Origin of the sequence: Pseudomonas putida S13.1.2 (genome assembly GCF_000498395.2) — a bacterium.
GTDB lineage: Bacteria > Pseudomonadota > Gammaproteobacteria > Pseudomonadales > Pseudomonadaceae > Aquipseudomonas > Aquipseudomonas putida_Q.
The window spans coordinates 4,649,890-4,669,984 of the sequence record NZ_CP010979.1 but is presented as its reverse complement, the minus strand read 5'-3'; the positions used below and the strand labels follow the sequence as shown (position 1 = coordinate 4,669,984).

General features: G+C 62.8%; 17 protein-coding genes. 12 read left to right on the top strand and 5 right to left on the bottom strand.

The features are described from left to right. Positions 1 to 60 precede the first annotated feature (60 nt). A complete protein-coding gene (locus tag N805_RS20685; protein ID WP_019470190.1) occupies positions 61 to 1,101 on the bottom strand; it encodes a threonine aldolase family protein in 1,041 nt (346 codons plus the stop codon). Between the two features lie 339 nt (positions 1,102 to 1,440). On the opposite strand from N805_RS20685, the gene N805_RS20680 reads away from it, so the two are divergent. The 7 genes from N805_RS20680 to fdhA all read left to right on the top strand — a co-directional run bounded on the left by N805_RS20680 (position 1,441) and on the right by fdhA (position 10,437). Further along, complete coding sequence (locus N805_RS20680; RefSeq protein ID WP_016497629.1) at positions 1,441 to 2,694, top strand: serine hydroxymethyltransferase; 1,254 nt, start codon at positions 1,441 to 1,443, stop codon at positions 2,692 to 2,694. A gap of 15 nt (positions 2,695 to 2,709) precedes the next feature. Further along, positions 2,710 to 3,960, top strand: a complete 1,251-nt coding sequence (locus N805_RS20675) for a sarcosine oxidase subunit beta family protein (RefSeq protein WP_016484536.1) — start codon at positions 2,710 to 2,712, stop codon at positions 3,958 to 3,960. A gap of 14 nt (positions 3,961 to 3,974) precedes the next feature. Continuing rightward, positions 3,975 to 4,310 carry a sarcosine oxidase subunit delta gene (locus N805_RS20670; RefSeq protein WP_016484537.1) on the top strand — a complete coding sequence of 112 codons (336 nt, stop codon included), beginning with the start codon at positions 3,975 to 3,977 and terminating at the stop codon, positions 4,308 to 4,310. Then, positions 4,307 to 7,321, top strand: coding sequence for a sarcosine oxidase subunit alpha (locus N805_RS20665; protein WP_016497630.1), 3,015 nt, complete (start codon positions 4,307 to 4,309; stop codon positions 7,319 to 7,321). Before N805_RS20670 ends, N805_RS20665 begins: the two co-directional genes overlap by 4 nt. A gap of 142 nt (positions 7,322 to 7,463) precedes the next feature. Further along, positions 7,464 to 8,096 (top strand): sarcosine oxidase subunit gamma, encoded by a 633-nt coding sequence (locus N805_RS20660; protein ID WP_012270121.1) that lies wholly within the window; start codon positions 7,464 to 7,466, stop codon positions 8,094 to 8,096. 12 nt (positions 8,097 to 8,108) lie between these two features. After that, the gene (gene purU / locus N805_RS20655; protein ID WP_016484540.1) at positions 8,109 to 8,966 is read left to right on the top strand and encodes a formyltetrahydrofolate deformylase; all 858 of its coding nucleotides are present in this window, start codon (positions 8,109 to 8,111) and stop codon (positions 8,964 to 8,966) included. Positions 8,967 to 9,237: 271 nt separating this feature from the next. Continuing rightward, a complete protein-coding gene (gene fdhA / locus N805_RS20650; protein ID WP_016497631.1) occupies positions 9,238 to 10,437 on the top strand; it encodes a formaldehyde dehydrogenase, glutathione-independent in 1,200 nt (399 codons plus the stop codon). A gap of 92 nt (positions 10,438 to 10,529) precedes the next feature. Here fdhA and N805_RS31175 read toward each other — a convergent pair whose 3' ends face one another. Then, positions 10,530 to 11,306 (bottom strand): RHS repeat-associated core domain-containing protein, encoded by a 777-nt coding sequence (locus tag N805_RS31175; RefSeq protein WP_080956827.1) that lies wholly within the window; start codon positions 11,304 to 11,306, stop codon positions 10,530 to 10,532. Between the two features lie 199 nt (positions 11,307 to 11,505). Here N805_RS31175 and N805_RS20645 point away from each other — a divergent pair, with 199 nt between their 5' ends. After that, positions 11,506 to 12,081 (top strand): DUF2780 domain-containing protein, encoded by a 576-nt coding sequence (locus tag N805_RS20645; protein ID WP_019470189.1) that lies wholly within the window; start codon positions 11,506 to 11,508, stop codon positions 12,079 to 12,081. Between the two features lie 198 nt (positions 12,082 to 12,279). Here the strand turns inward: N805_RS20645 and N805_RS20640 are convergent, their stop codons facing one another. Both N805_RS20640 and N805_RS20635 read right to left on the bottom strand, forming a co-directional pair. Next, complete coding sequence (locus N805_RS20640; protein ID WP_019470188.1) at positions 12,280 to 13,629, bottom strand: APC family permease; 1,350 nt, start codon at positions 13,627 to 13,629, stop codon at positions 12,280 to 12,282. A 243-nt stretch (positions 13,630 to 13,872) separates the two neighbouring features. Next, entirely contained in the window at positions 13,873 to 14,760 is an 888-nt protein-coding gene (locus tag N805_RS20635; RefSeq protein ID WP_019470187.1) for an acyltransferase, read from the bottom strand. Positions 14,761 to 14,942: 182 nt separating this feature from the next. On the opposite strand from N805_RS20635, the gene N805_RS20630 reads away from it, so the two are divergent. The 4 genes from N805_RS20630 to creD all read left to right on the top strand — a co-directional run bounded on the left by N805_RS20630 (position 14,943) and on the right by creD (position 19,326). Continuing rightward, positions 14,943 to 15,443, top strand: a complete 501-nt coding sequence (locus tag N805_RS20630; protein WP_019470186.1) for an ATP-dependent zinc protease — start codon at positions 14,943 to 14,945, stop codon at positions 15,441 to 15,443. Positions 15,444 to 15,680: 237 nt separating this feature from the next. Further along, complete coding sequence (gene creB / locus N805_RS20625) at positions 15,681 to 16,361, top strand: two-component system response regulator CreB (protein WP_019470185.1); 681 nt, start codon at positions 15,681 to 15,683, stop codon at positions 16,359 to 16,361. Continuing rightward, entirely contained in the window at positions 16,361 to 17,797 is a 1,437-nt protein-coding gene (gene creC, locus N805_RS20620) for a two-component system sensor histidine kinase CreC (protein WP_019470184.1), read from the top strand. The genes creB and creC overlap by 1 nt, the downstream gene beginning before the upstream one ends. Positions 17,798 to 17,997: 200 nt before the next feature. Further along, complete coding sequence (gene creD / locus N805_RS20615; RefSeq protein WP_019470528.1) at positions 17,998 to 19,326, top strand: cell envelope integrity protein CreD; 1,329 nt, start codon at positions 17,998 to 18,000, stop codon at positions 19,324 to 19,326. Between the two features lie 142 nt (positions 19,327 to 19,468). Here the strand turns inward: creD and N805_RS20610 are convergent, their stop codons facing one another. Next, on the bottom strand, positions 19,469 to 20,092 hold the full coding sequence (locus tag N805_RS20610) for a glutathione S-transferase (protein WP_019470529.1): 624 nt from the start codon (positions 20,090 to 20,092) through the stop codon (positions 19,469 to 19,471). Positions 20,093 to 20,095: the final 3 nt, after the last annotated feature.

Sequence of the window (20,095 nt, the reverse complement as noted above, 5' to 3'; positions counted from 1 at the left end):
CCACAGGCCTGAGCCTTGTGTGGTCCATGTGGGGGCGGGCATGCCCGCGAATGCGGCCTGTCAGGCGGTGATGATGCTGCGGATATCCGCCGCCAGCTCGCGCACCCGCTCTTCCTCGGTATCCCAGGAACACATGAACCGTGCCCCGCCGCTGCCGATAAAGGTATAGAACCGCCAGCCCTTGCCGCGCAGCGCTTCAATCGCAGGCTCCGGCATTTGCAGGAACACCCCGTTGGCCTCCACCGGGAACATCAGCTCCACCCCCGGCAAGTCACTCACCAGGGACGCCAGCAGCTGCGCGCAATGGTTGGCGTGGTTGCCATGGCGCAACCAGGCGCCATCTTCCAGCAGGCCCACCCACGGCGCCGACAGGAAGCGCATTTTTGACGCCAGTTGCCCGGCCTGCTTGCAGCGGTAGTCGAAATCTTCGGCCAGCTGGCGGTTGAAGAACAGGATCGCCTCGCCCACCGCCATGCCGTTCTTGGTGCCGCCAAAGCACAGCACGTCGACGCCGGCCTTCCAGGTCAGCTCGGCCGGGCTGCACCCCAGGAACGCGCAGGCATTGGTAAAGCGCGCGCCATCCATGTGCAGGTTCAGGCCCAGCTCCTTGCAGGTGGCGCTGATCGCCTTGAGCTCATCGGGGCGGTACACCGTACCCACCTCGGTGGCCTGGGTGATGGTTACCACGCGCGGCTTGGGGTAGTGGATGTCCTGGCGCTTCAGTGCCACTTCGCGGATCGATTGCGGGGTCAGCTTGCCGTTGACGCTGGCCGCCGTCAGCAGCTTGGAACCGTTGGAGAAGAACTCCGGCGCGCCGCATTCGTCGGTTTCGACGTGGGCGGTCTCGGAGCAGATCACGCTGTGGTAGCTCTGGCACAGCGAGGCCAGGGCCAGGGAGTTGGCGGCGGTACCGTTGAAGGCGAAAAACACCTCGCAGTCGGTTTCGAACAGGTTGCGGAAGTATTCCGAGGCGCGCTCGGTCCACTGATCGTCGCCATAGGCGCGGTCGTGGCCGTGGTTGGCCTTTTCCATCGCCGCCCAGGCTTCGGGGCAGATACCGGAATAGTTGTCGCTGGCGAATTGTTGGCTCTTATCTGTCATGACACGGTCCTGTGAACGACGCAGAACAGCACTCTAAACCATCGATTCAGCGGTTGCCTATACAAGCTGTGTATCGGCTGATTTTCAGCTTTGCCTGTACAGCCCCTATCGCCGGCAAGCCAGCTCCCACAGGTACTCCACAGGGCTTGAGGACGCTGCAATTTCTGTGGGAGCTGGCTTGCCGGCGATAGGGCCAGAGAACCCAGTGCAAAACGAATGTCGTAAACGCGCCATTGCAAGGCGTGCGCAGGCATCTGACCAGACCCCGCCAGTCATACCATCGCCACAAAGGGCCACAGTGCCCCACGACAAAAAACGATCGCTGCCGGGAGATACACGATGTTCAGCAAGCAAGACCAGATCCAGGGTTACGACGACGCACTGCTGGCGGCGATGAATGCCGAGGAACAGCGCCAGGAAGATCACATCGAGCTGATCGCCTCGGAAAACTACACCAGCCAGCGCGTCATGCAGGCCCAAGGCAGCGGCCTCACCAACAAATACGCCGAAGGCTACCCGGGCAAGCGCTACTACGGTGGCTGCGAGCACGTGGACAAGGTAGAAGCCCTGGCCATCGAGCGCGCCAAGCAGCTGTTCGGTGCCGATTACGCCAACGTCCAGCCGCACTCCGGCTCGTCGGCCAACGGCGCCGTCTACCTGGCCCTGCTGCAGGCCGGTGACACCATCCTCGGCATGAGCCTGGCCCACGGTGGCCACCTGACCCACGGCGCCAAAGTGTCGTCCTCGGGCAAGCTGTACAACGCCGTGCAGTACGGCATCAACACCGACACCGGCTTGATCGACTACGACGAAGTCGAGCGCCTGGCCGTCGAACACAAGCCGAAGATGATCGTTGCCGGTTTCTCGGCCTACTCTAAAACCCTCGACTTCCCACGCTTCCGCGCCATCGCCGACAAGGTCGGTGCGCTGCTGTTCGTCGACATGGCCCACGTAGCCGGCCTGGTTGCCGCTGGCCTGTACCCGAACCCGATCCCGTTCGCCGATGTGGTGACCACCACCACCCACAAGACCCTGCGCGGCCCTCGTGGCGGCCTGATCCTGGCCAAGTCCAACGAAGAGATCGAGAAGAAGCTGAACGCCGCTGTATTCCCGGGCGCCCAGGGCGGCCCGCTGATGCACGTGATTGCCGCCAAGGCCGTGTGCTTCAAGGAAGCGCTGGAGCCTGGCTTCAAGGCCTACCAGCAACAAGTGATCGAAAACGCCCAGGCCATGGCCCAGGTGTTCATCGACCGCGGCTACGACGTGGTGTCCGGTGGTACCGACAACCACCTGTTCCTGGTCAGCCTGATCCGCCAGGGCCTCACTGGCAAAGATGCCGACGCCGCCCTGGGCCGCGCGCACATCACCGTCAACAAGAACGCCGTGCCGAACGACCCACAGTCGCCGTTCGTCACCTCGGGCCTGCGCATCGGTACCCCGGCCGTCACCACCCGCGGCTTCAAGGTTGCGCAGTGCGTGGCCCTGGCCGGCTGGATCTGCGACATCCTCGACAACCTCGGTGACGCAGACGTCGAAGCCGATGTGGCGAAGAACGTCGCGGCGCTGTGCGCAGACTTCCCTGTTTACCGCTGAGTGGAGTAAACGACCATGCAACGCTACTCGGGCTTCGGCCTCTTCAAACACTCCCTCAGCCACCACGAAAACTGGCAGCGCATGTGGCGCACGCCAACCCCTAAAAAGGTGTACGACGTGGTTATTGTCGGCGGTGGCGGCCATGGCCTGGCCACGGCCTACTACCTGGCTAAAGAGCACGGCATCACCAACGTTGCCGTGATCGAGAAAGGTTACCTGGGCGGCGGCAACACCGCCCGTAACACCACCATCGTGCGTTCCAACTACCTGTGGGACGAGTCGGCGCAGCTGTACGAGCACGCCATGAAACTGTGGGAAGGCCTGTCTCAGGACATCAACTACAACGTCATGTTCTCCCAGCGCGGCGTCTACAACCTGTGCCACACCTTGCAGGACATTCGTGACTCCGAGCGCCGCGTCAGCGCCAACCGCCTCAACGGCGTCGATGGCGAGCTGCTGAACACCGCCCAGGTCGCGGCCGAAATCCCGTACCTGGACTGCTCGAAGAACACCCGTTACCCGATCCTTGGCGCAACCGTTCAGCGCCGTGGTGGCGTAGCCCGCCACGACGCCGTGGCCTGGGGCTATGCCCGCGCTGCCGACGCCCTGGGCGTGGACCTGATCCAGCAGACCGAAGTGATCGGTTTCCGCAAGGAAAACGGCGCGGTCATTGGTGTGGAAACCAACAAAGGCTTCATCGGCGCCAAGCGCGTTGGCGTGGTCACCGCCGGTAACTCCGGGCACATGGCCAAGCTGGCCGGCTTCCGCCTGCCGCTGGAATCGCACCCGCTGCAAGCGCTGGTATCCGAGCCGATCAAGCCGATCATCGACAGCGTGATCATGTCCAACGCCGTGCACGGCTACATCAGCCAGTCCGACAAGGGCGACCTGGTAATCGGTGCTGGTATCGACGGCTGGGTCGGCTACGGCCAGCGCGGTTCGTACCCGGTGATCGAGCACACCCTGCAGGCCATCGTCGAGATGTTCCCCAACCTCTCGCGCGTGCGCATGAACCGCCAGTGGGGCGGCATCGTCGACACCTCGCCGGACGCCTGCCCGATCATCACCAAGACCCCGGTCAAGAACATGTTCTTCAACTGCGGTTGGGGCACTGGCGGCTTCAAGGCGACCCCGGGTTCGGGCAACGTCTTTGCTGCGAGCCTGGCCAAGGGCGAAATGCACCCACTGGCCGCGCCGTTCTCCATGGACCGTTTCTACAACGGCGCACTGATCGACGAACACGGCGCCGCCGCCGTCGCCCACTAACCGGAGACACCGTCATGTTGCATATTTTCTGTCCCCACTGCGGCGAGCTGCGCTCCGAAGAAGAGTTTCACGCCTCTGGCCAGGCGCACATCGCCCGCCCGCTGGACCCTGCCGCCTGCTCCGACGAGGAGTGGGGTACCTACATGTTCTACCGTGACAACCCTCGCGGTATTCACCATGAACTGTGGGACCACGTTGCCGGTTGCCGCCAGTACTTCAACGTCACCCGCGACACCGTGACCTACGAAATTCTGGAAACCTACAAGATTGGCGAGAAGCCGCAAGTGACCGCCAACGGTAAAGCTGCAAACGCACCGTCGACCGTCAAAGGCCAAGGGGAAAAAGTATGAGCCAGACCTATCGCCTCGCCAGCGGCGGCCGCATCGACCGCAGCAAGGTCCTGAACTTCACTTTCAACGGCAAGACCTACCAGGGTTATGCCGGTGACAGCCTGGCCGCTGCGTTGCTGGCCAACGGCGTCGACATCGTTGGCCGTAGCTTCAAGTACTCGCGCCCACGCGGCATCATCGCTGCCGGTACCGAAGAGCCGAACGCCATCCTGCAGATCGGCTCCAGCGAAGCCACCCAGATCCCGAACGTGCGCGCCACCCAACAGGCGCTGTACGCAGGCCTGGTCGCCACCAGCACCAACGGCTGGCCGAACGTCAACAACGACGTCATGGGCATCCTCGGCAAGGTGGGCGGCAGCATGATGCCGCCGGGCTTCTACTACAAAACCTTCATGTACCCGAAATCGTTCTGGATGACCTACGAGAAGTACATCCGCAAAGCTGCAGGCCTTGGCCGTGCACCGCTGCAGAACGACCCGGACAGCTACGACTACATGAACCAGCACTGCGATGTGCTGATCGTCGGCGCCGGCCCTGCTGGCCTGGCCGCTGCACTGGCTGCTGCGCGCAGCGGCGCCCGTGTGATCCTGGCTGACGAGCAGGAAGAGTTTGGCGGCAGCCTGCTCGACAGCCGCGAAACCCTCGACGGCAAGCCTGCCGCCGACTGGGTCAACGCCGTGATCAAAGAGCTGGAAGGCCTGCCGGAAGTGACCCTGCTGCCACGCGCCACGGTCAACGGCTACCACGACCATAACTTCCTGACCATTCACGAGCGCCTCACCGACCACCTCGGCGACCGCGCCCCGATCGGCCAGGTACGCCACCGTGTGCACCGTGTACGCGCCAAGCGCGTGGTACTGGCGCCCGGCGCCCACGAGCGCCCGCTGGTGTACGGCAACAACGACGTACCGGGCAACATGCTGGCCGGTGCCGTTTCCACCTACGTGCGCCGCTACGGCGTGGCCCCGGGCCGCAAACTGGTGCTGTCGACCAACAACGACCACGCCTACCGCGCCGCGCTGGACTGGCACGACGCTGGCCTGCAAGTGGTCGCCATCGCCGATGCCCGCCACAACCCACGTGGCTCGCTGGTTGAAGAAGCGCGTGCCAAAGGCATCCGCATCCTCACCTCCAGCGCCGTGGTCGAGGCCAAAGGCAGCAAGCACGTCACCGGCGCCCGCGTGGCGGCCATCGATGTGCAGGCGCACAAAGTCACCAGCCCAGGCGAAACCCTTGAGTGCGACCTGATCGCAACTTCCGGCGGCTACAGCCCGATCGTTCACCTGGCTTCGCACCTGGGCGGTCGCCCGGTATGGCGTGACGACATCCTCGGTTTCGTACCGGGGGATGCGCCGCAGAAACGCGAGTGCGTGGGTGGCATCAATGGCGTCTACGCCCTTGGTGATGTGATTGCCGATGGCTTCGAAGGCGGCGTTCGCGCAGCCACCGAGGCGGGCTTCAAAGCCTCTGTCGGCACCCTGCCAAAAACCGTGGCGCGCAAGGAAGAGGCCACCGTGGCGCTGTTCCAGGTGCCGCACGACAAAGGCAGCAAGGGGCCGAAGCAGTTCGTCGACCAGCAGAACGACGTGACCGCGGCCGGTATCGAGCTGGCCACCCGTGAAGGCTTCGAGTCGGTCGAGCACGTAAAACGCTACACCGCGCTGGGCTTCGGTACCGACCAGGGCAAACTGGGCAACATCAACGGCCTGGCCATCGCCGCCCGTTCGATCGGCATCACCATTCCGGAAATGGGCACCACCATGTTCCGCCCCAACTACACGCCGGTCACCTTCGGCGCCGTAGCGGGCCGTCACTGTGGTCACCTGTTCGAGCCCGTGCGCTTCACCGCCCTGCATGCCTGGCACGTGAAGAACGGCGCCGAGTTCGAAGACGTCGGCCAGTGGAAGCGCCCTTGGTACTTCCCCAAAGCCGGTGAAGACATCCATGCCGCCGTGGCCCGCGAGTGCAAGGCCGTGCGCGACAGCGTGGGCCTGCTGGACGCCTCGACCCTGGGCAAGATCGACATCCAGGGCCCGGACGCGCGCGAGTTCCTCAACCGCATCTACACCAACGCCTGGACCAAGCTGGACGTGGGCAAGGCCCGCTACGGCCTGATGTGCAAGGAAGACGGCATGGTCTTCGACGACGGCGTAACCGCCTGCGTTGGCGACAACCACTTCATCATGACCACCACCACCGGCGGTGCCGCCCGCGTGCTGCAGTGGATGGAGCTGTACCACCAGACCGAATGGCCGGAGCTGAAGGTGTACTTCACCTCGGTCACCGACCACTGGGCCACCATGACCTTGTCCGGCCCCAACAGCCGCAAGCTGCTCAGCGAGCTGACCGACATCGACATGGACAAGGAAGCCTTCCCGTTCATGACCTGGAAGGAAGGCAACGTCGGCGGCGTGCCGGCCCGTGTGTTCCGCATCTCGTTCACCGGTGAGCTGTCGTACGAAGTCAACGTGCAGGCCAACTACGCCATGGGCGTGCTGGAACAGATCATCGAGGCCGGCAAGAAGTACAACCTGACCCCGTATGGCACCGAGACCATGCACGTACTGCGTGCCGAGAAGGGCTTCATCATCGTTGGCCAGGACACCGACGGTTCGATGAACCCGGACGACCTGAACATGAGCTGGTGTGTGGGCCGCAACAAGCCTTATTCGTGGATCGGCCTGCGTGGCATGAACCGCGAAGACTGCGTGCGCGAGAACCGCAAACAGCTGGTAGGCCTGAAGCCGGTCGACCCGACCAAGTGGCTGCCGGAAGGCGCCCAGCTGGTGTTCGACCCGAAACAGCCGATCCCGATGGACATGGTTGGCCACGTTACCTCCAGCTACGCGTCCAACTCCCTGGGCTATTCGTTCGCCATGGGTGTGGTCAAAGGCGGCCTCAAGCGCATGGGCGAGCGTGTCTACTCGCCGCAGGCAGATGGCAGCGTGATCGAGGCGGAAATCGTGTCTTCGGTGTTCTTCGATCCGAAGGGTGAGCGGCAGAACGTCTAAGGCCCCCGGATGGTGGCGCCAAACCCTGTGGGAGCGGGTTTACCCGCGAATGCGATGTTGGCCTCACTGGCCTCTTCGCGGGTGAACCCGCTCCCACAGGTTCGGCGTTGCTCGGAACTACAGAATTCAAGGCAGGTAAGAAATGAGCGCTATCAACGTCTTCCAGCAAAACCCCGGCGCCGAGGCCAAGGCCCAGTCGCCACTGCACCACGCCGACCTGGCCAGCCTGGTTGGCAAAGGCCGCAAGAACGCAGGCGTGACCCTGCGTGAACGCAAATTCCTTGGCCACCTGACCCTGCGTGGCGATGGCCACAACCCGGAGTTCGCCGCCGGCGTGCACAAGGCCCTGGGCCTGGAGCTGCCAGTAGCCCTGACCGTGGTTGCCAACAACGACATGTCGCTGCAATGGGTCGGCCCCGACGAGTGGCTGCTGATCGTGCCCGGTGGCCAGGAACTGGCGGTCGAGCAAAAGCTGCGCGCGGCCCTTGATGGCCAGCACATCCAGGTGGTCAACGTCAGCGGCGGGCAAAGCCTGCTGGAACTGCGCGGCCCGAACGTGCGCGAAGTGCTGATGAAATCCACCAGCTATGATGTTCACCCGAACAACTTTCCGGTGGGCAAGGCTGTGGGTACTGTGTTCGCCAAGTCGCAACTGGTGATCCGCCGTACCGCCGAAGACACCTGGGAACTGGTGATTCGCCGCAGCTTCGCCGACTACTGGTGGCTGTGGCTGCAGGACGCTTCGGCCGAATACGGCCTGAGCATCGAAGCTTAAGGAGAGCAGAACATGAGTCGGGCACCGGATACCTGGATTCTCACCGCCGACTGCCCGAGCATGCTCGGCACCGTCGACGTGGTGACGCGTTACCTCTTCGAGCAGCGCTGCTACGTGACTGAGCACCACTCCTTCGATGACCGGCAGTCGGGGCGCTTCTTCATTCGCGTCGAATTCCGCCAGCCGGACGATTTCGACGAAACGGGCTTCCGTGCCGGCCTGGCCGAGCGCAGCGAAGCGTTCGGCATGGCCTTTGAGCTGACCGCACCCAATCACCGCCCCAAGGTGGTGATCATGGTGTCCAAGGCCGACCACTGCCTGAACGACCTGCTGTACCGGCAGCGCATCGGCCAACTGGGCATGGACGTGGTTGCGGTGGTGTCCAACCACCCCGACCTCGAGCCCCTGGCGCACTGGCACAAGATCCCCTACTACCACTTCGCCCTCGACCCCAACGACAAGGCGGGGCAAGAGCGCAAGGTGCTGCAGGTGATCGAGGAAACGGGTGCCGAGCTGGTTATCCTCGCCCGTTACATGCAGGTGCTGTCGCCCGAGCTGTGCCGGCGCCTGGATGGCTGGGCGATCAACATTCACCACTCGCTGTTACCAGGGTTCAAGGGCGCCAAGCCTTACCACCAGGCCTACAACAAGGGCGTGAAGATGGTGGGTGCCACGGCGCACTACATCAACAACGACCTCGACGAAGGGCCGATCATTGCCCAGGGCGTCGAGGTGGTGGACCACAGCCACTATCCGGAAGACCTGATTGCCAAGGGGCGGGATATCGAATGCCTGACCCTGGCGCGGGCTGTGGGGTATCACATCGAGCGGCGGGTGTTCCTCAACGCCAACCGCACGGTCGTGCTCTGACATCCTGTACCGGCCTCTTCGCGGGACAAGCCCGCTCCCACAGGTTCATCGCCATGTTCGAAAGAGCGGTGAGCCTGTGGGAGCGGGCTTGTCCCGCGAATGGCCTCACACCTTTGTACCTGCCGCTAAAAGACATCCCCCTGTCGCTTCCAGTCAGTGCACCCCGGCCTATCAGGCCCACAATTCCCTGCATTCCAGTAACACAAGCCGCCCATGGATGGCGGCGCGTTCAACCACCGCTGCATAAATAAAAATCAAGCGAGGTAAGAGCATGTCTGGCAATCGTGGAGTGGTATATCTCGGCGCCGGCAAGGTCGAAGTGCAACACATCGACTACCCGAAAATGCAGGACCCGCGTGGCAAGAAGATCGAGCACGGCGTCATCCTGAAGGTGGTCTCCACCAACATCTGCGGCTCCGACCAGCACATGGTCCGTGGCCGCACCACTGCCCAGGTCGGCCTGGTCCTGGGCCACGAAATCACCGGTGAAATCGTCGAGATCGGGCGGGATGTCGAACGTCTGAAAATCGGCGACCTGGTGTCGGTACCGTTCAACGTAGCCTGCGGCCGCTGCCGCTCCTGCAAAGAGATGCACACCGGCGTCTGCCTTACCGTAAACCCGGCCCGCGCCGGTGGTGCTTACGGCTACGTCGACATGGGCGACTGGACCGGCGGCCAGGCTGAATACGTGCTGGTGCCATACGCCGACTTCAACTTGCTGAAACTGCCAGACCGCGACAAGGCCATGGAAAAAATCCGTGACCTGACCTGCCTGTCCGACATCCTGCCTACCGGCTACCACGGTGCCGTGACTGCCGGCGTTGGTCCAGGCAGTACCGTTTATGTAGCTGGCGCCGGCCCGGTCGGCCTGGCCGCCGCTGCCTCGGCGCGCCTGCTGGGCGCTGCCTGCGTCATCGTCGGCGATCTGAACCCGGCCCGCCTGGCCCACGCCAAGTCCCAGGGCTTTGAAGTGGTCGACCTGTCCAAGGACACCCCGCTGCACGAACAGATCATCGACATCCTCGGCGAGCCGGAAGTGGACTGCGCCGTCGACGCCGTTGGCTTCGAAGCGCGTGGCCATGGCCACGAAGGCGCCAAGCACGAAGCACCGGCCACTGTGCTGAACTCGCTGATGCAGGTTACCCGCGTGGCCGGCAACATCGGTATCCCGGGCCTGTACGTGACCGAAGACCCGGGCGCGGTCGATGCCGCCGCCAAGATCGGCGCGCTGAGCATACGCTTTGGCCTGGGCTGGGCGAAGTCGCACAGCTTCCACACCGGCCAGACCCCGACCATGAAGTACAACCGCCAGCTGATGCAGGCGATCATGTGGGACCGCATCAACATTGCTGAAGTAGTGGGGGTGCAGGTGATCAACCTGGATCAGGCGCCAGAAGGGTATGGCGAGTTTGATGCGGGTGTACCGAAGAAGTTTGTGATCGACCCGCACAAGATGTGGGGTGCGGCGTAATCAGCCTCTGCTAACAAGAGCCCCTCCAATTGAGGGGCTTTATTTCTATGAGTGGACCGATCACGAAGCCTGGGCGAATTTCACGCCTTGCGTTATTCCCTTAGCAAATCGCGAATATTATTTCGCTCACGGCGCAGATCATTAAGATTGCTGCGGTATTCCTCGGGGACAAACATGTTTGAGCGCCGGAGCCTTCCGACCATGTTGTGTAACCGGCGGTATCTTCCATTGATTTCTAGTAGCTCAGCTCGATAGGCTTCCGCCTGATGCGTAGGCAGCGGATCTTTTTTTTGGGTTTGCAGTGGTAGCTTTTCATAGGCTGGCGGCGATGCTAATTGAACAAATTCCCCAGAGGATGACGTTGGCGTGATAATGCGCTGGTGACCACGTGGCAGCCGCTTGGAATACTCTGGAAGCTTTCCGGGGTTGTAAGCGGGGGGAGTGCCAGGTGTCGAAAATGCCTCTGGATGGGAGGTGAAGTAAGGCGGAGCATCATACCGAGAAGGAGTATTGACTTGGAATGGGCTGTCTAGTTGGTACAGAATCTGCGAGCGAGTCCGAACTACTGGTTGTTGCCGTCTGCTAATCAACGACCGAACCCCAGCATGACCGGTGGGATCAATGTTGTTGATTGGGTCATTTAGGCAATAGCTATATGTATTAATGCCGCCGTGAGAGAAAGGACTTAAAATGTCGGGCGACATGAAACGCATTAATGTTGCGGCGTAAGCCCTATACCCGGAACCCAAAATATAGAGCCTTGTCTGCAGGTCAGGGTGCTCACCATTAAACCCCAAAAGAATTTTCTCTGTCGGTAGTTTCGCTGCGTAGCCATATGCAGTATAGGTTTGTGCTATATATTGATTCATCGTATTTTACCTATAGCGGCTGGGGGCGACTGGCAGTAATTATCTAACAGTTCAATATATGCGGCTACTGATAGAAGTGTCAGGTTGACAATCCCGTCCTGTTGCACCAAAACGTTCCGATTGCTGCTAGGAACAATCTCCCAAAACCATAGTCAAAACCTCGTTTCCCCGGCCATCCCGGCCCACGAGGTCCCTACCGATGAAAGCATTCACCCTGGCAACCCTGATGAGCCTGGCCGCAAGCCCGGTGTTCGCCTTCAACCTCAGCGACGCCGCCAACGCTGTGTCCGCCATGCAAACTCAGAAACAGCAGGGCCAAGTACAGGCACCCGAGGCACAGGCCAATCTGCTGAACACCCTGGGCAGCGAATTGAAGATCACCCCCGAGCAGGCCGTGGGCGGGGCTGGGGCGATGTTGGGGCTGGCACGCAACAACCTGAGCAGCGATGACTACGGCCAGCTGACCAAGGCAGTGCCGGGGCTTGACCTGCTGGCCGGTGCCAATGCGCTGGGTGGCTTGAGCGGCTTGGGCGATTTGTTGGGCAAGAACAGCGAAAATCAGTCGGCCTTGAGCAATGCGCTGGGCAACAACGTGGAAAACCGCAGCGACCTGGACAGCGCGTTCAAGGCGCTGGGGATGGACACCGGGATGATCGGGCAGTTTGCGCCGTTGATTCTGCAGTACCTGGGGCAGCAGGGTATCGCTGGTTCGCTGTTGCAAAACCTAGGGAGCTTGTGGACGACGCCGGCGCCGTTGGCCCAACCTTCAGTCTGAGGGCCTGTAGGGCAGCGCTGGCATCCCAGTCTCTGAAGACTTGCGGTGTACCTGTAGAAGCGGCCTTGTGTCGCGAAAGGGGCGCGCAGCGGCCCCGGTTTTTCAGCTTCGCGTCGAAGGTTGCCGGGGCCGCTGCGCGGCCCTTTCGCGACACATGGCCGCCCCTGCAAGGGACCGCGCAGGCCTCGGGATATTGGGTCAGGCGGCTTCTGTGAAGTCCACCAGGCGCACTGGGCGGCGGAAGCCGGCGGTCAGTACCGCCAAGTAGGCCAGGCCCAAGGCAAACCAGCACAGGCCAATCACCAGCGTCAGCGCCGACAGGCTGGTCCACAGCCACAGTGTCAGCCCCAACCCCACCAGCGGCACCACGCCATAGCTCACCAGCCCCCTGGCATTACGCTGGCTAGCGTCATCCATTAGGTGCGTCTTGACCACTGCCAGGTTCACCGCCGAGAACGCCACCAGCGCGCCGAAGCTGATCAGCGAGGCGAGGGTAGCCAGGTCGATCACCAGCGCCAGCAGCGAGAAGGCTGACACCAGCAAGATAGCGAACACTGGCGTACCAAAGCGCGGCGACAGGTAGCCGAAGCTACGCCGTGGCAGCACGTTGTCGCGGCCCATGGTGAACAGGATGCGCGACACCGCCGCCTGCGAGGCCAGCGCCGAACCCAGGCTGCCCGCAACATAAGCGGCGGTGAAGAAGTTGGTAAGAAACTGCCCGCCCGCCTTGAACATCACTTCGTTGGCCGCTGCATCGGCATTGGCGAAGCTGCTGCCCGGCAGCACCAGTTGGCTGACGTAGGCCAGCAGGGTGAACAGCAAGCCGGCAAACAGGGTGGTGAGGATAATCGCCCGTGGCACGTCGCGGCGTGCGTCGCGGCATTCTTCGGCCAGGGTCGATACGGCGTCGAAGCCGAGGAACGACAGGCACAGCACCGCTGCGCCAGCCATCAAGTGACCGAAGCCTGGTTTGTTGCCGTCACCCAGCAGCGGCGAGAGCAGGTCGAGCGGCTGGCCGGCCAGCGTTTGGCACGACAGCGCGACAAACACGCCGATAAACACGATCTGCGCGCCGACGATCAGGTTGCTGGTCTTGGCCACCGAGTTGATGCCGACCACGTTCAGCACTGTCACCAGGGCGATGCAGGCGAGCACGAAGGCCCAGGCGGGCACTGCCGGGAAGGCGATGTTGAGGAACAGGCCGATCAGCAGGTAGTTGATCATCGGCAGGAACAGGTAGTCGAGCAGCAGCGACCAGCCGGCGAGAAAGCCGATGTTGGGGCCGAAGGCCATGTTGGTGTAGGAATACGCCGACCCCGCCACCGGGAAGCGTTTGACCATGAAGCTGTAGGACGCTGCGGTGAACAGCATGGCCACCAGGGTGACCAGGTAGGCGCCGGCGGTGCGGCCACCGGTGAGTTCGGTGACGATGCCGTAAGTGGTGAAGATGGTCAGTGGGACCATGTAGACCAGGCCGAAGAACACCAGGGCGGGCAGGCCGAGGACACGGCGGAGCTGGGGCGGGGCGGAGCTAGGTTGATTGGCCATTGATCGATCCAGGCTTTTTGTAATTGTGCTTTGATCGATTTTTATCCACTTAGGTGGGGTGTGACAAAGAAGTAATCCTAATGTTGATTATTAGCCTGGGTTTTAATGGGGATTGTGCTTTGCCTGTTCTGGCCTCTTCGCGGGTAAACCCGCTCCCACAGGTACTGCACTGCCTTTGAGTGCCGCGCCCTCCCTGTGGGAGCGGGTTTACCCGCGAAGAGGCCAGGTCAGACGATAAACATATCAGCCCATTTCGGCCTTAAGCTGCTCGATCCGCTGGTCCTTTTCGACCCACAGCTGGTTCACCCAGGCCTGTACGGTCTGCCGGAACTCGGGATCATTCTCGTAATCCCCTGCCCACAATGCCGGGTCCAGCTCTCGCACTTGAATGTCGATAATCACCCGGCTAATGCTGCCATTGAGCAACGCCCAGAACCCCGGTGCCTGGTTGCCGGGGTACACGATGGTCACGTCCAGCAGTGCGTCCAGCTGCTCGCCGAGCGCCGCCAGCACGAACGCCACGCCGCCCGCCTTGGGCTTAAGGAGGTAGCGATACGGCGACTGCTGTTCCTGGCGTTTGGCTTCGGTAAACCGGGTGCCTTCCAGGTAGTTCACCACGGTCACCGGCTGGCGCTTGAACAGCTCGCAGGCTGCCTTGGTGATCTCCAGGTCCTTGCCCTTGAGCTCGGGGTGCTTTTCCAGAAACGCCTTGCTGTAGCGCTTCATGAACGGGTAATCCAGCCCCCACCAGGCCAGGCCCAGCAGCGGCACCCAGATCAGTTCCTTTTTCAGGAAGAACTTGAAGAACGGCGTGCGGCGGTTGAGGCTTTCGATCAACGCGGGGATGTCGACCCAGGTCTGGTGGTTGCTCACGGCCAGGTAGGACGTGTCCTTGCGCAGGTTCTCCACACCGCGGATGTCCCACTTTGTAGGAATGCACAGGGCGAAGATGGCCTTGTCGATTTCCGACCAGGTTTCGGCCACCCACATCACTGCCCACGAGGCATAGTCGCGGCCACGGCCGGGCAACACCAGCTTGAGCAGGGCAAAGACCAGCAGCGGGCAGATCAACACCACAGTATTGAGCAGCAGCAGAGTGGTAGTAAGAATGCCGGTCAGCAGGCGACGCATAAAGAGACTCTTGTTGTGGGAAATAAACGGCTGGCAATGATAAGCAGGGCAGTGGCCTACGCCAAATGTCCAATGCCCTGCGGCGGCAACAAATGTTTCACATTATGTTGATTAGGCTTGTGACAGCGAACCTATCCTGCCAGTGCAGTCTAAGCACTGACCCTTCTCAAGGAAGCCTGCTTGTGAAATCTCTGTTTGCCATGTTGTCACTGTTGGCGCTGCCAGTAATGGCCGCCGAACCTACGATCTACGGCCGGTACGAGAACATCGCCCTGCCCGAGCTGGGCGAAACCCTGAAGGCCAAGATGGACACCGGTGCCTTCACCGCGTCGCTGTCGGCCAAGGACATCGAACTGTTCAGCCGCGATGGCGACGAGTGGGTACGCTTCCGCCTGGCGACCAAGGACTCGGACGGCAAGGTGTACGAGCATAAGGTCTCGCGCATCAGCAAGATCAAGGGCCGTGCCGATGAGGAGGAAGAGGGCGATGCGCCGGAAATTTCCAAGCGCCCGGTGGTGGACCTGGAGCTGTGCCTGGGTGATGTGAAGCGCACCGTGGAAGTGAACCTGGTGGACCGCAGCAGCTTCAACTACCCGCTGCTGGTGGGCTCCAAGGCGCTGCGCGAGTTCAAGGCGGCGGTCAACCCGGCGAAGAAGTTTACCGCTGGCAAGCCTGATTGCTGATTCGGGATGCCTGCACCGGCCCCTTCGCGGGCACGCCCGCTCCCACAGGATAGCGCTGCTCTCGAGGGCTATGCAGTACTTGTAGGCGCTGGCTTGCCTGCGATGGGCCGCAAAGCGGCCCCATGATCTCAGCGCTGAAGCAGATATAGCCGGGGCCGCTCTACGGCCCTTTCGCGACACAAGGCCGCTCCTACACAATAGTGCGTCGCCATCGACATCTGCACAGGCCGCGCATCCATGCCCCATATCCTCATCGTCGAAGACGAAGCCGCCATCGCCGACACCCTGATCTACGCCCTGCAGGCCGACGGCCACAGCACCGAATGGGTGACCCTGGGCAGCGCCGCCCTCGACCAGCAGCGCCAGCGCCCGGCCGACCTGATCATCCTCGACATCGGCTTGCCCGACATCAGTGGCTTCGAAACCTGCCGGCAATTGCGCCGTTTCACCGAGGTGCCAGTGATGTTCCTCAGCGCCCGTGACGGTGAAATCGACCGGGTGGTAGGCCTGGAAATCGGTGCCGACGACTACGTGGTCAAACCCTTCAGCCCGCGTGAAGTGGCGGCGCGGGTGCGGGCGATCCTCAAGCGCATGGGCCCCAGGGCCGCCCCGGCTACCGATGCGGCGTTGTTCCAGCTCGACACCCTGCGCATGCAGATCACCTATCGCGGCCAGCCACTCACACTCACCCGCCATGAATTCCGCCTGCTGCAATCGCTGCTGGAGCAGCCGCAGCGGGTGTTCAGCCGAGAACAGCTGCTTGATGCCCTGGGGGTGGCCTCCGATGCAGGGTACGAGCGCACCATCGACAGCCACATCAAAAGCCTGCGCGCCAAGCTGCGCCAGGTCGCGGGTGACGCCGAGCCGATCCAGACCCACCGCGGCCTCGGCTACAGCTACAGCCCGGACCATGCCTGATGCGCCTGGGCATCCGGATCTTCCTTGTGTACTTCCTGTTCGTCGGCCTGGCGGGCTACTTTCTGCTCAACACGGTGCGTGAACAGATCCGCCCGGTGGTGCGCCAGTCTTCCGAAGAAACACTGGTCGACACCGCCAACCTGCTGGCCGAGATCTTGCGCGATGACGTCAAGGCCGGCACCTTGAACCAGAGCCGCCTGCCGCAAGTACTCAAGGCCTACGGCTCGCGCAGCCCGGGCGCGCAGATCTGGGGCTTGGCCAAGAACCAGGTCAGCCACCGCATCTATGTCACTGACGCCAAGGGCATCGTGTTGCTGGACTCCAGCGGTGAGGCGCTGGGCAAGGATTACTCGCAGTGGAATGACGTGCTGCTGACCCTGCGCGGCCAGTACGGCGCCCGCTCCACCCGCAGCGACCCCAATGATGAAAGCACCTCGGTGATGCACGTTGGCGCACCGATCATCGACGACGGCAAGGTCATCGGCGTGGTCACCGTGGCCAAACCCAACAGCTCGCTGCAGCCGTACATCGACCGTTCCGAGCGGCGCCTGCTCACGCTGGGCCTGGGGCTGATCGGCCTCGGCTTGCTGATTGGCGCGGCGCTGTCGTGGTGGCTGGCGCGCTCGCTGCGCCGGCTGGCGCGTTATGCCCAGGCGGTCAGCGAGGGTGAGCGGGCTGCGTTGCCGCACTACAAGGGTGGCGAGCTGGCGCACCTGGCCCAGGCGGTGGAACGCATGCGCACCCAGCTGGAGGGCAAGGCTTATGTCGAGCGCTATGTGCATACCTTGACTCACGAGCTGAAAAGCCCGCTGGCGGCCATCCGTGGGGCTTGCGAGCTGCTGCAGGACGAGGGCATGCCCGCCGACCAGCGCGCGCGCTTTGCTGGCAATATCGAGCGCGAGAGCGAGCGCTTGCAGCAGATGGTCGAGCGCCTGCTCAACCTGGCCAGGGTCGAGCAGATGCAGGCCCTGGAGGATGAACAGCAGGTGGCGCTGGCGGCGCTGGTGGACGAGTTGCTGTTGGCCCATGGGGCGCGGATCGAAGGCGCCGGTTTGCACGTGCGTCAGCGGGTGCCGGCGGGTTTGCGTTTGCTGTGTGATCCGTTCCTGATGCGCCAGGCGCTGGCCAACCTGCTGGATAACGCACTGGATTTCACCCCCGCCGGTGGCGCCCTGCTGTTTGACCTGGAGCGCGCTGGCGAGCGGGTAGCATTGAGCCTGTTCAACCAGGGGCAGGCGATACCGGCGTATGCCATCGGGCGGGTCAGCGAGCGGTTCTACTCGCTGCCGCGGCCGGGGAGCGGGCGCAAGAGCACCGGGCTGGGGCTGAATTTTGTGGCCGAGGTGATGCAACTGCATGGCGGGGCGTTGGCGGTGGATAACGTCGATGGCGGGGTGCGGGTGCGCTTGTGGCTGCCGGTGCGGCGTATCAGCTGAAATAGCCGGGGCTGCTTTGCAGCCCATCGCCGGCAAGCCAGCTCCCACAGGTACTGCGCAGGTTTCGGGCCTTGTGCTGGACCTGTGGGAGCTGGCTTGCCGGCGATTTGGTCCTTGAAAGTACACACGATCTCCACACAAGCTCCCCAAAGCCTCCACGCAAGGCGCAGACACTTGCGCCCACTGCCAAAGGAGGCCCCATGACCAAGACCCTCGGTTACAAACTCGGCATGATCGCCGTGCTCATATTGCTGCTGCTCATCCCGCTGCTGCTGATCAACGGCCTGATCGATGAGCGCCAGGCCCTGCGCGACAACGTGTTGCGCGACATCGCCCAAAGTGCCAGCTTCGACCAGCAGCTCAGCGGCCCGCTGCTGGTGGTGCCGTACCGCAAGTACCAGCGCCGCTGGATCGAAAAGGACGGCGAGCGCACCCAGGAAACCAGCACCGTGGCCGGCCACCTGTACTTCCTGCCGGAAACCTTCGCCGCCGACCTGGGCGTGGACACAGAGCTGCGTGCCCGCGGCATCTACCAGGCCCGGCTGTTCCACGCCAAGGGACGTATCAGCGGCCGCTTCAAGCTCCCGGAGCGTTGGGGCATCGACAAGGACTTCGACGACTATCGCTTCGACAAACCCTTCCTGGTGGTGGGCATCAGCGATATCCGCGGCATCGAGAATGGCCTGGAGCTGAGCATGGACGAGCACAAGGTGCCGTTCGAGGCCGGCACCCAGCTCGACTGGATGCGCGGTGGCGTGCATGCCAGCCTGCCGGGGCTGGACGGTATGCAGGCACGGGAATTCAGCTATGGCTTCGACCTTGCTCTGCAAGGCACCGGCCAGTTGCACATCGTGCCGGTGGGCCGCACCAGCAGCGTGGACATGCGTGCCAACTGGCCGCACCCGAGCTTTGTCGGCAACTACCTGCCCAACCGCCGCGACATCGATGCGCAAGGCTTCAGCGCCCACTGGCAGACGTCGTTCTTCGCCACCAACCTTGAAGATGCCCTGCGCCAGTGCGCCACCGCCGGCCAGTGCGAAGACTTCAGCGAGCGCAGCTTCGGCGTGAGCTTTGTCGACCCGGTGGACCAGTACCTTAAGAGTGAGCGGGCGATCAAGTACGCGTTGCTGTTCATCGCGCTGACCTTTGCCGGCTTCTTCCTGTTCGAAGTGTTGAAAAACCTGAGTGTGCACCCGGTGCAGTACATCCTGGTGGGCGTGGCGCTGGCGTTCTTCTACCTGCTGCTGTTGTCGTTGTCCGAGCACATAGGCTTTGGCCTGGCGTACGGGCTGTCGGCTTCGGCGTGTGTGCTGCTGATCGGCTTCTACCTCAGCCATGTGTTGCGCAGCCTGGGGCGAGGCGTGGGGTTTGCGGCGGGGCTGGCGGCGCTGTATGCGATGCTCTACGGGCTGTTGAGTGCCGAGGACTATGCGCTGCTGATGGGCTCGCTGCTGTGCTTTGGCTTGCTGGGGGTGTTCATGGTGCTGACCCGGCGGCTGGACTGGGCGCGGGTGGGGAGGTCGGCATGAGGGAGGACAGAGAAATCGGGCGGTGGCTGGCCCTCAGGATTGGGCAGCTGTTTCCTGCATTACCTAGATGAAGCTTTCGCGGGCACGCCCGCTCCCACAGCACTCTACCTGTGGGAGCGGGCGTGCCCGCGAAGAGGCCTTGTCAGGCAACTGGAGATGTGGCGACCATCGACGGCCGCTTGGCCACTTCGGCATACCAGGCAGCCAGGCCTGGCTGGCGTTCACGCCAACCAAACTCCGGCTGACGCAAATCCAGATACCCCAGCGCACAGGCCACGCCAATCGCCGCCAGGTCGAACCCGGACACCAGCTCGGGCAGGTGCTCCTGCTCCAGGTTGGCCAGGCTACGGCGGATCTTGTCGCCCTGCGCCTGCAACCAGCCGTCCCAGCGTTTGTCTTCTGGCCGCAGGAAGCTTTCATAGCGCGACGACACCGCCGCATCCATGATCGCATCGGCCTGCGACACCAGCGTCATGCGCCGCCAGCGCGCCGAGCCTTCACGGGGCAGCAGTGGCAGGCCGACGTGTTGCAGGTCCAGGTATTCGCAGATCACCCGGCTGTCATGCAGCACGGTGCCGTCGTCCAGGCGCAGGGCCGGGATCTTGCCGATCGGGTTGTCCTGGTTAAGCTGCGGGTCGCCGCTCACCGGGCTGATGTTTACCGCTTGCAGCTTTACACGCTCTAGCTGCGAGGTCTCGTGCAGCACCACCATGACCTTGCGCACGAAAGGCGACAATGGCGAGTGGAACAGGGTCATCGTGGCCATGGT